Source organism: Pseudoxanthomonas sp. (genome assembly GCF_035999195.1).
GTDB lineage: Bacteria > Pseudomonadota > Gammaproteobacteria > Xanthomonadales > Xanthomonadaceae > Pseudoxanthomonas_A.
In genome coordinates, this window is sequence record NZ_DASYGY010000009.1 from 423,611 (window position 1) to 439,275 (window position 15,665).

At 67.1% G+C, this 15,665-nt stretch carries 7 protein-coding genes; 5 read left to right on the plus strand and 2 right to left on the minus strand.

Going from position 1 to position 15,665, the window contains the following annotated elements:
* Window positions 1-33: 33 nt before the first annotated feature.
* Window positions 34-5,106: an NAD-glutamate dehydrogenase gene (locus tag VGN58_RS09155; protein ID WP_327482938.1), complete on the minus strand. Its 5,073-nt coding sequence runs from the start codon at window positions 5,104-5,106 to the stop codon at window positions 34-36.
* Window positions 5,107-5,413: 307 nt separating this feature from the next.
* Between VGN58_RS09155 and VGN58_RS09160 the strand changes: the two genes are divergently transcribed.
* From VGN58_RS09160 to VGN58_RS09180, 5 genes are all read left to right on the plus strand, one after another.
* Window positions 5,414-6,121, plus strand: coding sequence for a TetR/AcrR family transcriptional regulator (locus VGN58_RS09160; protein WP_327482939.1), 708 nt, complete (start codon window positions 5,414-5,416; stop codon window positions 6,119-6,121).
* Window positions 6,118-7,299, plus strand: a complete 1,182-nt coding sequence (locus VGN58_RS09165) for an efflux RND transporter periplasmic adaptor subunit (RefSeq protein ID WP_327482940.1) — start codon at window positions 6,118-6,120, stop codon at window positions 7,297-7,299. Before VGN58_RS09160 ends, VGN58_RS09165 begins: the two co-directional genes overlap by 4 nt.
* 15 nt (window positions 7,300-7,314) lie before the next feature.
* A complete protein-coding gene (locus VGN58_RS09170) occupies window positions 7,315-10,482 on the plus strand; it encodes an efflux RND transporter permease subunit (RefSeq protein WP_327482941.1) in 3,168 nt (1,055 codons plus the stop codon).
* A gap of 250 nt (window positions 10,483-10,732) precedes the next feature.
* On the plus strand, window positions 10,733-11,929 hold the full coding sequence (locus VGN58_RS09175) for an efflux RND transporter periplasmic adaptor subunit (RefSeq protein WP_327482942.1): 1,197 nt from the start codon (window positions 10,733-10,735) through the stop codon (window positions 11,927-11,929).
* Window positions 11,930-11,941: 12 nt separating this feature from the next.
* Entirely contained in the window at window positions 11,942-15,118 is a 3,177-nt protein-coding gene (locus tag VGN58_RS09180; protein ID WP_327482943.1) for an efflux RND transporter permease subunit, read from the plus strand.
* A 146-nt stretch (window positions 15,119-15,264) separates the two neighbouring features.
* Here VGN58_RS09180 and VGN58_RS09185 read toward each other — a convergent pair whose 3' ends face one another.
* On the minus strand, window positions 15,265-15,648 hold the full coding sequence (locus VGN58_RS09185) for a helix-turn-helix domain-containing protein (RefSeq protein WP_327482944.1): 384 nt from the start codon (window positions 15,646-15,648) through the stop codon (window positions 15,265-15,267).
* Window positions 15,649-15,665 lie beyond the last annotated feature (17 nt).

The window sequence follows — 15,665 nt, forward strand, 5'->3', positions numbered from 1 at the left end:
CGCGGCCGGCGTGCGCCGGCCGCATCGCGACGATCAGCCCTGCGACGCCAGTTGTCCCAGCCGCTGCACGGCGACCGAGGCCGTGGGGTAATCCAGCGTCTTCTGCGCGGCCAGCTCGTTGAGCATGTTGAGCGTGAAGCGCAGGCCGGCGTCGTCGCGGCCGAGCCATGCCTTGACCTTGGCCTCGGCGTTGCCGCCCGGCAGCGACAGCACCTGATTCGCCAACGTGCGCTGGTGCGCAGCCAGTTCGTCGCGGAGCACGCCACGCGCCACCGCATGCCAGCGTCCATCCACCTTGAGGCCTTCGATCTGGTCCTGCAGCCACGGCAGGTGCAGGGCTTCGCCCAGCCGGTAGTGGACCTTGGACACCTCGACCGGCTTGAGCTTGCGCGCACGGGCCAGCTCGATGATGTCGCAGGACGGCTCCAGGTACGGCAGCGCCGCGATCTGGCCGGCCAGCGCGGCAGGCAGGCCCTTGTCCTTCCACGCCTGCAGGCTGGCGTTGTACGCCGGCCGCAGCGAGTCGGGCAGCACGCCGTCGGCGGCGCGGATTTCGTTGAAGCCGTCGTGGTAGCGCTCCACGGCGGTGGCGATGGCCGGGATCGGGCCCTGGCGGGTCAGCAGCCAGCGGGTGAAGTTGCGCTGCACCTGCCAGATGACCTGCAGCGCGTCGATCTGCACCGACTCGGGCACCTTGCCGTCCAGCGCATCGATCTGGTTCCACAGCGCCCGCGCATCCAGCGTCTCGCGGGTGATGGTGAACGCCTTGGCCACTTCCGCCGGCGAACGGCCGGTGTCTTCCTGCATGCGCAGCAGGAACGTCGCACCCATGCGGTTGATGGTGGTGTTGGTCACCGCCGTGGCGATGATCTCGCGCTTCAGGCGATGCTTTTCCATCTCCGAGGCGTACTTCTTCTGCAGCGGCTGGGGGAAGTAGCGCTGCAGTTCCTTGGACAGGTACGGATCCTCGGGGATGTCCGATTCCAGCAGCTGCTGGAATGCGACCAGCTTGGCGTACGACAGCAGCACCGACAGCTCGGGACGGGTCAGGCCCTGGCCACGCGCCTTGCGCTCGGCCAGCTCCGCGTCCGACGGCAGGAACTCGATCTGGCGATCCAGCAGCCCCTGCGATTCCAGCGTCTGGATGAAGTGCTGCTTGGAGCCCAGGCGCGACACGCTCATCCGCTCCATCAGGCTGATGGCCTGGTTCTGGCGGTAGTTGTCCCACAGCACCAGGTCGGCCACTTCGCCGGTCATGTCGGCGAGCAGCTTGTTGCGGGCGTCCATCGACAGCTTCTTCGCCTGCACCACGCCGTTGAGCAGGATCTTGATGTTCACCTCGTGGTCGGAGGTGTCCACGCCGGCGGAGTTGTCGATGAAGTCGGTGTTGAGCAGCACGCCATGCTGCGCGGCCTCGATGCGGCCGAGCTGGGTCAGGCCCAGGTTGCCGCCCTCGCCCACCACCTTGCAGCGCAGGTCGCGGCCGTCGACGCGCAAGCCGTTGTTGGCGCGGTCGCCGACGTCGGCGTGCGTCTCGCTGGCCGCCTTGACGTACGTGCCGATGCCGCCGTTCCACAGCAGGTCGACCGGCGCCTTCAGGATCGCGCTCATCAGCTCGTTCGGCGTCATCGCCTTCACGCCGTCGGCGATGCCCAACGCGGCGCGCACTTCAGGCGTGATCTCGATGGACTTCGCGCTGCGGGGATGGATGCCACCACCCTTGGAGATCAGCTTGGCGTCGTAGTCGGCCCAGCTGGAACGCGGCACCTTGAACATGCGGTCGCGTTCCTTGAACGACTTCGCCGCATCCGGATTCGGGTCCAGGAAGATGTGGCGGTGGTCGAACGCGGCGACCAGGCGGATGTGCTCGGACAGCAGCATGCCGTTGCCGAACACGTCGCCGGACATGTCGCCGATGCCCACGCAGGTGAAGTCCTGCGTCTGCGAATCGCGGCCGAGCGCGCGGAAATGGCGCTTGACCGACTCCCATGCACCACGCGCGGTGATGCCCATGCCCTTGTGGTCGTAGCCCACCGAGCCGCCGGAGGCGAACGCGTCGCCCATCCAGAAGCCGTGCGCGATGGCCAAGCCGTTGGCGATGTCGGAGAACGTGGCCGTTCCCTTGTCGGCGGCGACGACCAGGTACGGATCGTCCTGGTCGTGGCGCACCACGTCGACCGGCGGCACGATCCTGTTGCCGACGATGTTGTCGGTGATGTCCAGCAGGCCCTGGATGAAGAGTTTGTAGCAGGCAATGCCTTCGGCCAGCACGGCATCGCGGTCGCCGCCGGCCGGCGGACGCTTGACGAAGAAGCCGCCCTTCGCGCCGACCGGCACGATGACGGTGTTCTTCACCATCTGCGCCTTGACCAGGCCCAGCACCTCGGTGCGGAAGTCTTCGCGGCGGTCGGACCAGCGCAGGCCGCCGCGCGCCACCGGGCCGAAGCGCAGGTGCACGCCTTCCACGCGCGGACCGTAGACGAAGATCTCGCGGTACGGACGCGGCTTGGGGAGGTCCGGCACCCTGGCCGAATCGAACTTGAAGCTGATGGTGTGCGCCGGCTTACCGTCCTTGCCGGTCTGGTAGAAGCTGGTGCGCAGCGTGGCCTCGATCGCGCCCATGAAACCGCGCAGGATGCGGTCCTCGTCCAGACTCGACACCCGGTCCATCAGTTTCAGCAGCGACTGGTGCGCGGCCTCGATCTGCTGCTCGCGCTTGCCGCCGCGGGCCTCGACCAGCGCGGCGAGCGTCTTCTGCGCCGACTCGTCGCCGCCTGCCAGCGACGTCAGCTGCGCGGCGAAGCGCTCCTGGCCTTCCTTGATCTGCGCCTTGCTCTCGCTGCCGGTCGCCGGATCGAAGCGGGCTTCGAACAGTTCCACCAGCAGGCGGGCCAGCAACGGATAGCGGTTGAGGGTCTCTTCGACATAGCTCTGCGAGAACGGCACACCCGTCTGCAGCAGGTACTTGCAGTACCCGCGCAGCAGCGCGACCTGGCGCCAGGCCAGGCCCGCGCCCAGCACCAGCTTGTTGAAGCCGTCGTTCTCGGCATCGCCGTGCCACACGCGGGCGAAGGCGTCCTCGAACGCGGGCGCAAGCCGCTCCACGTCGAAATCGCCGCCCACCGGCTCGACCTCGAACTCCTGGATGTAGCGCGCACCCTGTGCGGTCTCCAGCCGGAACGGATGCTCGGAGATCACGCGCAGGCCCATGTTCTCCATCAGCGGCAGCGCGTCGGACAGCGGGATGTCGGCTTCCTGGCGATACAGGTTCAGGCGCAGCCGGCCCTGCCCCGGACGCTTGCGGCGGGACTCGTGCAGGCTCAGTCGAAGGTCATCGGGGCCGGACAGCGAGGCGAGATGCTCGACATCGCGCGCAGCCCCTTCCGGCGACACCACTTCGATGTAGCCCGCCGGCAGCGCACGGCCGTAGCCGCCGGCCAGCAGCAGGCCCTTGGACTCGCCGTGGCGCGCGATCAACGTCTCGCGCAGGTCGTCCTGCCAGTTGCGCAGCAGGTGGGCGATGTCGCCTTCCAGCGCGGAGGTGTCGACCTCGACCTGTTCGCCGGCCTTCGGGCGGATGGTGATGTGCAGCTGCGCCAGCGGCGATTCGCCCAGCAGCACGCTGCTGTCGGCGTACTCGCCGCGCATGGCGTCCTTCAGCAGCGATTCGATGCGCAGGCGCACGTCGGTGTTGAAGCGCTCGCGCGGGATGTAGACCAGCGCGGAATAGAAGCGGCCGTAGCGGTCGCGACGCAGGAACAGCCTGCTGCGCACGCGCTCCTGCAGGCCGAGGATGCCCATCGCCGTGCGGAACAGCTCCTCGTCGCTGGACTGGAAAAGTTCCTCGCGCGGCAACGTCTCCAGGATGTGGCGCAGCGCCTTGCCGCTGTGGCCGCTGGGCGACAGGCCGGACTTCTGCATGACGTACTCGTGGCGCTCGCGCACGAGCGGAATTTCCCACGGGCGGCGGTTGTAGGCGCTGGAGGTGTACAGGCCGATGAAGCGCTGTTCGGCGATCGGGTTGCCCTGCGCGTCGAACTCCAGCACGCCGATGTAATCCATGTTGCCCGGCCGGTGCACGGTGGAGCGGCGGTTGGTCTTGGTCAGGATCAGCGCATCCACCGAGCCGCCCTGCGGCAGGTAGTGCGCGGCCAGCGTCTTGATGTTGCGCGGCGGGGTGGTGTCGCCTTCGCGCAGCAGGCCCAGCCCGCTGTCCTCGACCGCGGCGAGGATGCCGGTGCGCTTCTCGACGCGGTATTCGCGATACCCGAAGAAGGTGAAGTGGTCGGCGGCGGCCCAGCGCAGGAACTCCTGCGCCTCGCGACGGCCATCGTCGTCCACCGGCATGCGTCGGGTGGCCATGTCGTCGGCCAGTGCCAGCATCTTCTCGCGCATGCTGGACCAGTCGCGCACGATGGCCCGGACTTCCTCCAGCACGCCGCGGATGCGCTTCTCGACCTGCGCCATCTCGTCCGGCGGCAGGCGGTCGATCTCCAGCAGCATCAGCGACTCGTGCTTGCCCTCGCCCACGGCGGTGACCTTGCCCGACTTGTCGCGGGCGAAACGGACCAGCGGATGGCCCAGCACGTGCACGCCCACGCCCATCTCCGCCAGCGCCATGCTGACCGAATCGACCAGGAACGGCATGTCGTCGTTGACGATCTGCAGCACGGTATGCGGCGATTCCCAGCCGTGCGTCTTCTGCGCGGCATTGAAAATGCGCACGTTGGCGGTGCCGGGCTTGCGGCTGCGCGCGAACGCCAGGATATCGGCGGCGATCGCGGCCCAACCGTCCGCGCTGTGGTGCGGATATTCGTCCTCTTCCATGCGCTTGTAGAACGCCTCGGCGAAGGTACGGGCCTCGGCCTGCGCGGCGGTGCCGGACACGCGCTTGCGGATCGCTTCGAGGATGGGCGCCAGGGAGAACGCCTCGCCTGCCTTGACCACCGACGTGTTCTTCTCTGCTGCGGCCTTCGCCGCCTTCTCCGGTCGGGCCGCCACCTTCTTGGTGGGCGTTGCCTTCGGGCTCACCGGGGTGGCGGCCTTCGCGGCTTCCGGTTTGGACGACGGTTTCGAGGCTTTTTTCGGGCTGCGTGCAGCGTTCATGCAGGAAGTGACTCAACAAGTGGTAGTCGAATGGTCATTGTATCTCCCGACGCGATGACAAAACTTGCTGCGAGGCGTCATTGCGCGCGCTTGCAATCGCATGCCGGATTGTCTAGCGCGACGCTCCCGGAGCGTTTGTCGGCACGCGCTTCGGCGGATCGACGAGAACCGCCACAACATTCGGCGCCGCACGGACCAGCACCTCGCCTCGTCACGCGTTTTTCACAAGTGCGAAGCGCGTTGTGCACGGAAATGCCCTGTTTTCAAACCTGTCAAAATTCTGAACTGGACGGTATAGTCCAATTCCATGCGCGCGCCCCCACCCCCTTCGTCATCCGAGCTGCGACGCGCGCGCGTCCACCAGGCCGTGCGCGAGCTGATGGCCGAGCAGGGGTTCCGCATCAGCATGGACAGCGTCGCCGTGCGTGCGGGGTGTTCCAAGCAGACGCTCTACGCGCACTTCGGCAGCAAGCAGGAACTGCTGCGCAGCGTGATCGCCGAACACCAGGACCTGGCCACTGTGCCGCTCTCGCCGGTCGTGGAAGATCCCCGGGCCGCACTGCTGGCGTTCGCCATCGAACACCTCAGGCACCTCTGCGATCCGGCCATCGTGGCGACCAGCCGACTGCTGACGGCGGAAGCGCACCAATTTCCCGAAGAAGCACGCGATCTCTACCAGCAGGCCTGCGATACTCTGGTCCGGCGCCTCGCCACCTGGCTGCAGCATGCGATGGACCAGGGCCGGCTGAGGCATGACGATCCGCACTACGCCGCGGAGCTGCTGCTCAGCATGATCGTGGGAATGGACTTCGACCGGCAGCGTTTCGGCGTGGCCCATCGCGCAGGCGAACGTGCGCGCCGCCGCTGGGCCGAGTTCGCGATCGATGCGTTCCTGAAGGCCTTTGCGCCCCTCCCCGACGACGACACCCCGACCGCCGCGTCCGCGGGCCGCCGCATCCGCTCACCGCTTTCCTCTCCCACGTCTACAAGAAAAAGAAACGGAGTCTCCCCATGACGTCGCCCGTCCGCTCCCTCGTCCTGGCCAGCGCATTGCTGGCGATCCTGGCCGCCTGCAGCAAGCCCGAACCGCAGCAGATGCCCCCGCCCGAGGTGGTGGTGCTGAACGCCACGCCGCAGGACGTGCCGCTGCAACGCGACCTGGTGGGCCGCCTGTCGCCGTATCGCAGCTCGGACGTGCGCGCGCGCGTGGCCGGCGTGGTGCAGAAGCGCGTCTACCAGGAAGGCAGCGACGTGAAGGAAGGCCAGGTGCTGTTCCTGATCGATCCGGCGCCGCTGCAGGCCTCGCTCAGCGCCGCGCAGGCGACCCTGGCCTCGGCGCAGGCGACCTATGCGAACGCGAAGGTCGCCGCCGACCGCGCCCGCCAGCTGGCGCCGCAGAAGTTCGTGTCCCGTTCCGACCTGGACAACGCCGAGGCGGCCGAGCGCAGCGCCGCCGCCGCCGTGCAGCAGGCCCGTGCCAACGTCGAGAGCGCGCGCATCAACCTGGGTTACGCCTCGGTCACCGCCCCGATCTCCGGGCGCGCCGGCAAGCAGCAGGTCACCGAAGGTGCGCTGGTCGGCCAGGGCGACGCCACGCTGCTGACCACCATCGACCAGATCGACTCGCTGTACGCCAACTTCTCGATGAGCTCGAGCGAGCTGCAGACGCTGCGTCAGGCCCAGGGCGACGGCAAGGTGCAGCTGGCCGGTGACGGCCAGCGCACGGTGCAGGTGATCCTGCCCGACGGCCAGGCCATCGACCAGACCGGCACGCTGGACTTCTCGGACACCGTCGTGGATCCGGCCACCGGCAGCGTGTCGCTGCGCGCCACCGTGCCCAATCCCGACCGCACCCTGCTGCCCGGCACGTTCGTCACCCTGCGCGCCACCCTCGGCGAGCAGAAGGGCGCGTTCCTGATCCCGCAGGGCGCGATCCAGCGCGACACGGTCAGCGCCTACGCCATGGTGATCGGCAAGGACGGCAACGTCGCTCGCAAGAACGTCACCACGCAGCAGGCCATCGGCGCGAACTGGCTGGTCACCGACGGCCTGGCCGCCGGCGACCAGGTGATCGTCGAGGGGCTGCAGAAGGTCAAGGAAGGCGCGCCGGCCAAGGGCGTCACCGCCGAACAGGCCGCCGCCGCGAAGGCCGCACAGGCCAAGGCCGCGCCGGCGCCAGGCAAGGCCGAGTAAGAAGGACCCGCCCCCATGCCCAAGTTCTTCATCAACCACCCGATCTTCGCCTGGGTCGTGTCGATCCTGATCTCGCTGGCCGGCGTGATCGCGATCCTCAACCTCGGCGTCGAGTCCTATCCCTCCATCGCGCCCCCGCAGGTCACGGTCAGCGCCACCTATCCGGGCGCCAGCGCCGAGACCACCGAGCGCTCGGTCACCCAGGTAATCGAGCAGCAGCTCACCGGCATCGACAACCTGCTGTACTTCAGCTCCAGCTCCAGTTCCGCCGGCCAGGCCTCGATCACCCTGACCTTCCAGACCGGTACCGATGCGGACATCGCGCAGGTGCAGGTGCAGAACAAGGTGTCGCTCGCCACGCCACGCCTGCCCAGCGAGGTCACGGCGCAGGGCGTGGTGGTGGCCAAGGCCAACGCCGGCTTCCTGATGGTGGTGGGCCTGCAGTCCGACAATCCGAGCATCGACCGCAACCGCCTGAACGACATCGTCGCCTCGCGCGTGCTGGACCAGATCTCGCGCGTGCCGGGCGTCGGCAGCACCCAGCACTTCGGTTCCGAGTACGCCATGAACCTGTGGCTGGACCCGGGCAAGCTGCAGGGCTACAACCTGTCGGCCACCGAGGTGCTGACCGCGGTGCGCGCGCAGAACGTGCAGTTCGCCGCCGGCTCGGTCGGCTCCGATCCCGCGCCCGAGGGCCAGGCGTTCACCGCCACGGTCTCGGCGGAAGGCCGCTTCACCTCGCCCGAACAGTTCGAGCAGATCATCCTGCGCGCCAACAACGATGGCTCGACCGTGCGCCTGAAGGACGTGGCGCGGGTGGAGTTCGGGGCGCAGAACTTCGGCTTCGACACCCAGTTCAACGGCAAGCCGGTCGGCGCCTTCGCCATCCAGCTGCTGCCGGGCGCGAATGCACTGAACGTGGCCGACGCCGTGCGCGCCAAGATGGACGAACTGGCACCCAGCTTTCCCCAGGGCGTCAGCTGGTTCTCGCCGTACGACACCACCACGTTCGTCAAGATCTCGATCGAGGAAGTGGTCAAGACGCTGATCGAGGCGGTGATCCTGGTGTTCCTGGTGATGCTGGTGTTCCTGCAGAACTTCCGCGCCACCATCATTCCCACGCTGGTCATCCCGGTCGCCCTGCTGGGCACGTTCTGGGGCCTGAGCCTGATCGGCTTCACCATCAACCAGCTGACGATGTTCGCGCTGGTGCTGGCCATCGGCATCGTGGTGGACGACGCCATCGTGGTGATCGAGAACGTCGAACGCATCATGGCGGAAGAGAAGCTGCCGCCGCGCGAGGCGACCATCAAGGCGATGGGCCAGATCACCGGCGCGGTCATCGCGATCACCGTGGTGCTGGCGGCGGTGTTCATTCCGTCCGCCTTGCAGGGCGGCGCCTCGGGCGAGATCTACAAGCAGTTCGCGCTGACCATCGCCATCTCGATGGCCTTCTCGGCCTTCCTGGCACTGGGCTTCACGCCGGCGCTGTGCGCCACGTTCCTCAAGCAGCACGAGCACGACAGCCACGAGAAGAAGAACATCGTTTTCCGCACGTTCGAGAAGTACTACGGCAGGATCGAGAAGACCTACGTCGGCCACATCGGTTCGGCCATCAGGCATGCGCCGCGCTGGATGGTGGTGTTCGCATTGCTCACGGTGCTGGCGGGCTTCCTGTTCACCCGCCTGCCCAGCAGCTTCGTGCCCGAAGAAGACCAGGGCTACGCGCTGGCCATCGTCCAGCTGCCGCCGGGCAATTCGCTGCAGAAGACCAAGCAGGTGTTCAACCAGGTCCGCGGCACGCTACAGCAGATGGACGGCTTCGACGGCGTGATGGAAGTGGCGGGCTTCAGCTTCCTGGGCCGCGGCGAGAACGTCGGCATGGCCTTCATCCGCCTGAAGCCGTGGGACGAACGCGACATCACCGTGCCGGAGTTCATCCAGCAGGCGAACCAGCGCTTCTACGGCATCAAGGGCGCGCAGATCTTCGTGGTGAACCTGCCGACCATCCAGGGCCTGGGGCAGTTCGGCGGCTTCGACATGTGGCTGCAGGACCGTGCGGGCCTGGGCGAGGAAGCCCTGATGGCGGCGCGCAACCAGCTGCTGGGCGCCGCCTCGCAGGACCCGAGCCTGATGGGCGTGCGTCCCAACACGCTGGAGAACGCTCCGCAGCTGCAGCTGCACGTGGACCGCGTGCAGGCGCAGTCGATGGGCATGTCGCTGAGCGACATCTACAACGGCATCCAGCTGATGCTGGCGCCGGTGTACGTCAACGACTTCTTCTACGAAGGCCGCATCAAGCGCGTCAACATGCGTGCCGATGCGCCGTACCGCACCGGCGCCGAATCGCTGGCGCGGATCTACTCGCCCAGCAGCCAGCAGACCGATGCCAGCGGCGGCCGCGCGATGATCCCGCTGTCCAACGTGGTGCAGTCGTCGTGGTCGTCGGTGCCGCCCTCGCTGTCGCGCTACAACGGCTATTCGGCGGTGAACATCAACGGGTCGGCCGCGCCGGGCAGTTCCTCCGGCCAGGCGATGACGACGATGGAGAACATCGTCACCGAGCAGTTGCCGCAGGGCTTCGGCTACGACTGGAGCGGCATGTCGTACCAGGAGATCCTGGCCGGCAACAGCGCCACGCTGCTGATGGTGCTGTCGATCGTGGTGGTGTTCCTGTGCCTGGCGGCGCTGTACGAGAGCTGGTCCATCCCGGTGGCCGTGCTGCTGGTGGTACCGCTGGGTGCCCTGGGTGCGGTGCTGTTCACCATGCTGCGTCCGGGCCTGTCGAACGACCTGTTCTTCAAGATCGGCCTGATCACCATCATCGGCCTGGCGGCGAAGAACGCGATCCTGATCGTCGAGTTCGCGGTGATGGAACGCAAGCAGGGCAGGACGCTGCGCGATGCGGTGATCTCGGCCGCGCATCTCCGCTTCCGGCCGATCCTGATGACCTCGTTCGCCTTCATCATGGGCGTGCTGCCGATGGCCATCTCCACCGGCGCCGGCGCCAATGCGCGCCACGCCATCGGCACCGGTGTCATCGGCGGCATGTTCTTCGCCACCTTCCTCGGCCTGCTGCTGATCCCGGTGTTCTTCGTCGCCGTGCGGCGCGTGCTGGGCGACAAGATGGACGAGCCCTCGAAGGAATACCTGCTGGAACAGGAGAAGCCGGCCTCGCGCTGAGCGCCGTCCCTTCCACGAGAGCCCCGGCATGTCCGGGGCTTTTCGTATGCGCCGGCCGCGGACGTCCCGGTGCATCCGGTGTCCGCAACCCGGCGTACCGACCGGCGCCGGCCGTCCGTGCCACGGATGATGCCGTCATGCACTTCTTGCAGCCGTCTCAATCCGTGATAATCCACCGATTGATCCTGTCGATCACACCCCTCCCCGTTCGTCGCCATGGCGACATCCCCCGACCAGCCGAAGACATCCCATGACACGGAAAGACCCCACCGCACGGAAAACGCCCTCCACCACCAAGCGCATGATCCTGATGCTGATCGTCGTGGCGGTGATCTTCGGCGGCGTGTTCGTCGTCAAGTACTTCATGGGCAAGGGCATGAACGACTTCTTCGACAACATGCCCCAGCCGGCCGCATCGGTGACCGACTGGACCGCCAAGGAAGAGGAATGGATCGACGCGCAGCAGGCGGTCGGTACCTTCGTGGCCATCAATGGCACCGACGTCACCACCGAGGCCGGCGGCGTGGTGCGCAGCCTGTCGATCGATGTCGGCCAGCCCGTCAAGGCGGGCACGGTGCTGGCGCAGCTCAACACCGCCAACGAGCTGGCCGTGCTGAAATCGCTGGAAGCCCAAGCCAGGCTCGCGGCCGTGCAGCGCGACCGCTGGCAGGCGCTGGCGCGCGACAAGCTGGTCTCGCAGGCCGAGGCCGAGGAGCGCGCCACGGTGGCGGCGACCTCGCTGGCGCAGGTCGAGGCGCAGCGCGCGCTGATCGCACAGAAGACCATCCGCGCGCCGTTCGACGGCGTGCTGGGCATCCGCAAGGTCAACCTGGGTCAGTTCATCAATCCGGGTGACCCGATCGTCAGCCTGCAGGCGCTGGACCCGATCTACCTGGACTTCACCCTGCCCGAGCAGCGCGTGGGCCAGGTGCTGCCAGGCGCGAAGATCCGCGCCACGGTCGACGCCCTGCCCGGCCAGGTGTTCGAGGGCGAGGTCACGGCGGTCGAACCGCAGGTCGATCCCGCCACGCGCAACTTCAAGGTCCAGGCCACGTTGCCGAATGGCGAGTACAACCTGCGCCCGGGCGCGTTCGCGCACGTCGGCTTCGACACCGGCGATGCGCGCAAGGTCGTCGTGGTGCCGCAGACCGCGATCAGCTTCAATCCCTACGGCAATGCGGTGTACGTGATCCAGGAAGTGCCGCGCGCCGAAGGCGAGAAGGACATGCAGGGCAAGCCGCTGACCGGCAAGAAGCTGATCGTGCGCCAGCGCTTCGTCACCACCGGCGCCACCCGCGGCGACCTGATCGCCATCGTCGAGGGCCTCAAGCCCGGCGAGCGCGTGGCCACCACCGGCCTGCTGAAGCTGCGCAACGACGCCGAGGTGACGATCAACAACAAGGTGCCGCCGGTGACCGATGCCCAGCCCAAGCCCGAAAACCGTTGACGGAGCGACGGCATGAAATTCACCGACATCTTCATCAACAAGCCGGTGCTGGCGATCGTCGTCAGCCTGTTCATCCTGCTGTTCGGCCTGCGCTCGTTCACCGAATTGAACGTGCGCCAGTACCCCGAACTACGCAACGCCGTGGTCAACATCAGCACCACGTACTACGGTGCGGACGCCGACCTGATCCAGGGCTTCATCACCACGCCGCTGGAGCGTGAGGTCGCCAGCGCCGAGGGCATCGAGTACCTCAGCTCCACCAGCTCGGCCGGCGTCAGCGTGATCCAGGCCTACATCAAGCTGGAACAGGACCCGAACGAGGCGCTCACCCAGATCGCCGCCAAGGTCAACAAGATGCGCGGCCAGCTGCCGCCGGAATCGGAAGATCCGGTGATCGACCTGCAGCAGGGCCAGCAGATCGCGGCCATGTACGTGTCCTTCGCCAGCGAGACGCTCGACAACAACCAGATCACCGACTACCTAACCCGCGTGGTGCAGCCGAAGCTGGTGACCGTGGCAGGCGTGCAGCGCGCCGACATCCTGGGCGCCGGCACGTTCGCGATGCGCGTGTGGCTGAAGCCGGACCGCATGACCGCGCTGCAGGTCACGGCCAGCGACGTGTCGACGGCACTCTCGTCCAACAACGTGCTGGCCGCGGTGGGTTCGACCAAGGGCCAGATGGTCGCCATCGACATGACCGCGCGCACCGACCTGCGCAATGCCGACGAGTTCCGCCAGCTGATCATCCGCGAGCAGAACGGCGCAATCGTGCGGCTGGGCGACGTGGCGGACGTGCAGCTGGGTTCGGAAAGCTACGGCACCTCGGTCCGCATCAATGGCGAGGCGGCCACGTTCATGGGCATCTTCGTGTCGCCGGACGCGAACTCGCTGGAGGTCATCAAGAACGTGCGCACGCTGTGGGACAACGAGATCGTCCCGCAGCTGCCGGAAGGCATCAAGGCGACCATCCCCTACGACAGCACCGAGCAGATCCAGGACGCCATCGACGAGGTGGTCAGCACCATCGTCGAGGCGGTGATCATCGTGATCGTGGTGATCTTCCTGTTCCTGGGCTCGCTGCGCAGCGTGCTGATCCCCGCGGTGACGGTACCGCTGTCGCTGGTGGGCTCGCTGTTCCTGATGCTGCTGATGGGTTTCACCATCAACCTGCTGACCCTGCTGGCGATGGTGCTGGCGATCGGCATCGTGGTGGACGACGCCATCATCGTGCTGGAGAACATCCACCGGCATATCGAAGAAGGCATGTCGCCGTACGACGCCGCGATCAAGGGAGCGCGCGAGCTGGCCTGGCCTGTCGTGGCGATGACCACCACCCTGGTCGCGGTGTACCTGCCCATCGGTTTCCAGGGCGGCCTGACCGGCGTGCTGTTCACCGAGTTCGCCTTCACCCTGGCCGGGTCGGTGCTGCTGTCCGGCGTGATCGCGCTGACGCTCAGCCCGATGATGTGCGCCAAGATGCTCAAGCCGCACAGCGAGGGCGGCAAGGGCAAGCTGGAGAAGTGGCTAGACACGCGCTTCGAGAAACTCAACGCCGGCTACCAGCGACGGCTGCACGGCACCCTGGAGACCAAGGCCGTGGTCGGCGTGTTCGGCCTGCTGGTGCTGGTGTCGTGCGTGTTCCTGTACATCACCGCACCGAAGGAACCGGCACCGCTGGAGGACGAGGGCTTCATCTTCTCGGTCGCCAGCGCCGACCCCTACTCCACCCTGGACTACGTGGAGCGTTACACCGAAGAGGTCACCTCGATCGCCAAGGGCGTACCGGAAGTGCAGGATTACTTCCTGTTCAACGGCGGCTTCGGCGGCAGTGGCGGCGGCGCCAGCCCGATGGCGATGGCCGGTTTCGTGCTGAAGCCGTGGAGCGAGCGCGAGCGCTCGACCAACGCGGTGCTGCAGCAGGAACTGCAGCCGAAGATGAGCCAGGTCAGCGGCCTGAACATCTTCGCGCTGGTGCCCCCTTCGCTGCCCAGCGCGGGCGGCGACGGCGGTGGCGGCGAGTTCATCATCGGCGGCGTGGGCGAGCTGAGCCAGTTGGCCGGACTCGCCGACCAGATCCTGATGAAGGCGATGGAGAGCAAGCGCTTCATCTTCCTGGACAAGGACCTGAAGATCGACAAGCCGCGCATCGAGGTCAACATCGACCGCGAAAAGGCGGCCAGCCTGGGCATCGACATGCGCACGCTGGCGGCCGACATGGCGGCCATGCTGTCGGGCGGCTACACCAACCGCTTCGCGATGCAGAACCGCTCGTACCTGGTGATCCCGCAGGTGCAGCGCAGCGACCGCCTCAATGCCAGCGACCTGGAGAACTACTACACCCGCACCCGCGACGGCGAGCTGATCCCGCTGTCGACGCTGGTGACGCTGAAGGAAAGTGCGCAGCCGCAGTCGCTCAAACGCTTCCAGCAGCTCAACGCGGTGTCGATCACCTTCGCCCCCCGCCCCGGCGTGAGCAAGGGCGAGGCGCTGGCGATCCTGGACCAGGCGGCCAAGGAGGTCCTGCCCCAGGGCTACTCCGTGGACTACGCCGGCGAGTCGCGCCAGTTCAAGCAGGAAGGCGCCGCGATGCTGGTGACGCTGGCGCTGGCACTGATCGTGATCTTCCTGGTGCTGGCGGCGCAGTTCGAGAGCTTCCGCGACGCGTTGATCATGCTGCTCACGGTGCCGATGGCGATCAGCGGCGCGCTGCTCACGGTCAACGTGCTGGCGATCCTCAGCGGCATCCTGGGCTTCATGCAGATCGAAGCGTTCCCCGGCATGAGCATCAACATCTACACCCAGGTGGGCCTGGTGACGCTGGTCGGCGTGATCTCCAAGCACGGCATCCTGATCGTGGAGTTCGCCAACAAGCTGCAGGTCGAACGCGGCCTGTCCAAGCGCGACGCGATCGAGGAAGCCGCCGCCATCCGCCTGCGTCCGGTACTGATGACCACCGCCGCGCTGGTGTTCGCGATGATCCCGCTGCTGATCGCCAGTGGCCCGGGCGCCGCCTCGCGCTTCTCGATGGGCGTGGTGATCGCCTCCGGCATGACCATCGGCACGCTGTTCACGCTGTTCGTGCTGCCGGCGTTCTACCTGTACCTGGCCCGCGACCATGCGCATGACCGGGAGAACGCGACACAGGACGACCGCGACGCTCTGCCGACGGAGCCGGCGACCGGTCACTGAGCCACGATAGGCATCTTCTCCGCAAGATCTGGAAACCCCGGCGCTGCCGGGGTTTCCTTTTGCGCGACATATCGACCCCCTTGCAGGCGGTTCTTCCGGCCAGACCCATCCCGCTCCGGAGGCCCCGCCCTGCAGGCGCGTCTACCTCAAAGCGGTGCGTTGGCCGACGGCGCGACGTAGGCCTGGCGCGCAGCCCGCACTTCATCGTGATGATCGGCCGCCCATTGCGCCAGCATTTCGATGCGCTCGAAGAACGACGCGCCCAGGGCCGTCAGCGTGTACTCCACGCGCGGCGGTACGGTCGGGAACACCTCGCGCCGCACCAGCCCGTCCTGTTCCAGCCGGCGCAGCGTCTGCGCCAGCATCCGCGGCGAAATGTCGGCGATGCGCCTGCGCACCTCGGTGAAGCGCAGCGTGCCGCCGGCCAGCTCATGCAGCACCAGCACGGTCCAGCGGTCGCCGAGCCGGTCCAGCACGTCGCGGATCGGGCAGTTCTCGGTCAGGATCAGCGATTGGCGATGCAGCGTCATGGGCGATGTCCGGGGCA

Bases quoted from the DNA above. Each gene is read 5' to 3' on its own strand.
- VGN58_RS09155 (WP_327482938.1), bottom strand. From the start codon at position 5,106: ATGAACGCTGCACGCAGCCCGAAAAAAGCCTCGAAACCGTCGTCCAAA.
- VGN58_RS09160 (WP_327482939.1), top strand. From the start codon at position 5,414: ATGCGCGCGCCCCCACCCCCTTCGTCATCCGAGCTGCGACGCGCGCGC.
- VGN58_RS09165 (WP_327482940.1), top strand. From the start codon at position 6,118: ATGACGTCGCCCGTCCGCTCCCTCGTCCTGGCCAGCGCATTGCTGGCG.
- VGN58_RS09170 (WP_327482941.1), top strand. From the start codon at position 7,315: ATGCCCAAGTTCTTCATCAACCACCCGATCTTCGCCTGGGTCGTGTCG.
- VGN58_RS09175 (WP_327482942.1), top strand. From the start codon at position 10,733: ATGACACGGAAAGACCCCACCGCACGGAAAACGCCCTCCACCACCAAG.
- VGN58_RS09180 (WP_327482943.1), top strand. From the start codon at position 11,942: ATGAAATTCACCGACATCTTCATCAACAAGCCGGTGCTGGCGATCGTC.
- VGN58_RS09185 (WP_327482944.1), bottom strand. From the start codon at position 15,648: ATGACGCTGCATCGCCAATCGCTGATCCTGACCGAGAACTGCCCGATC.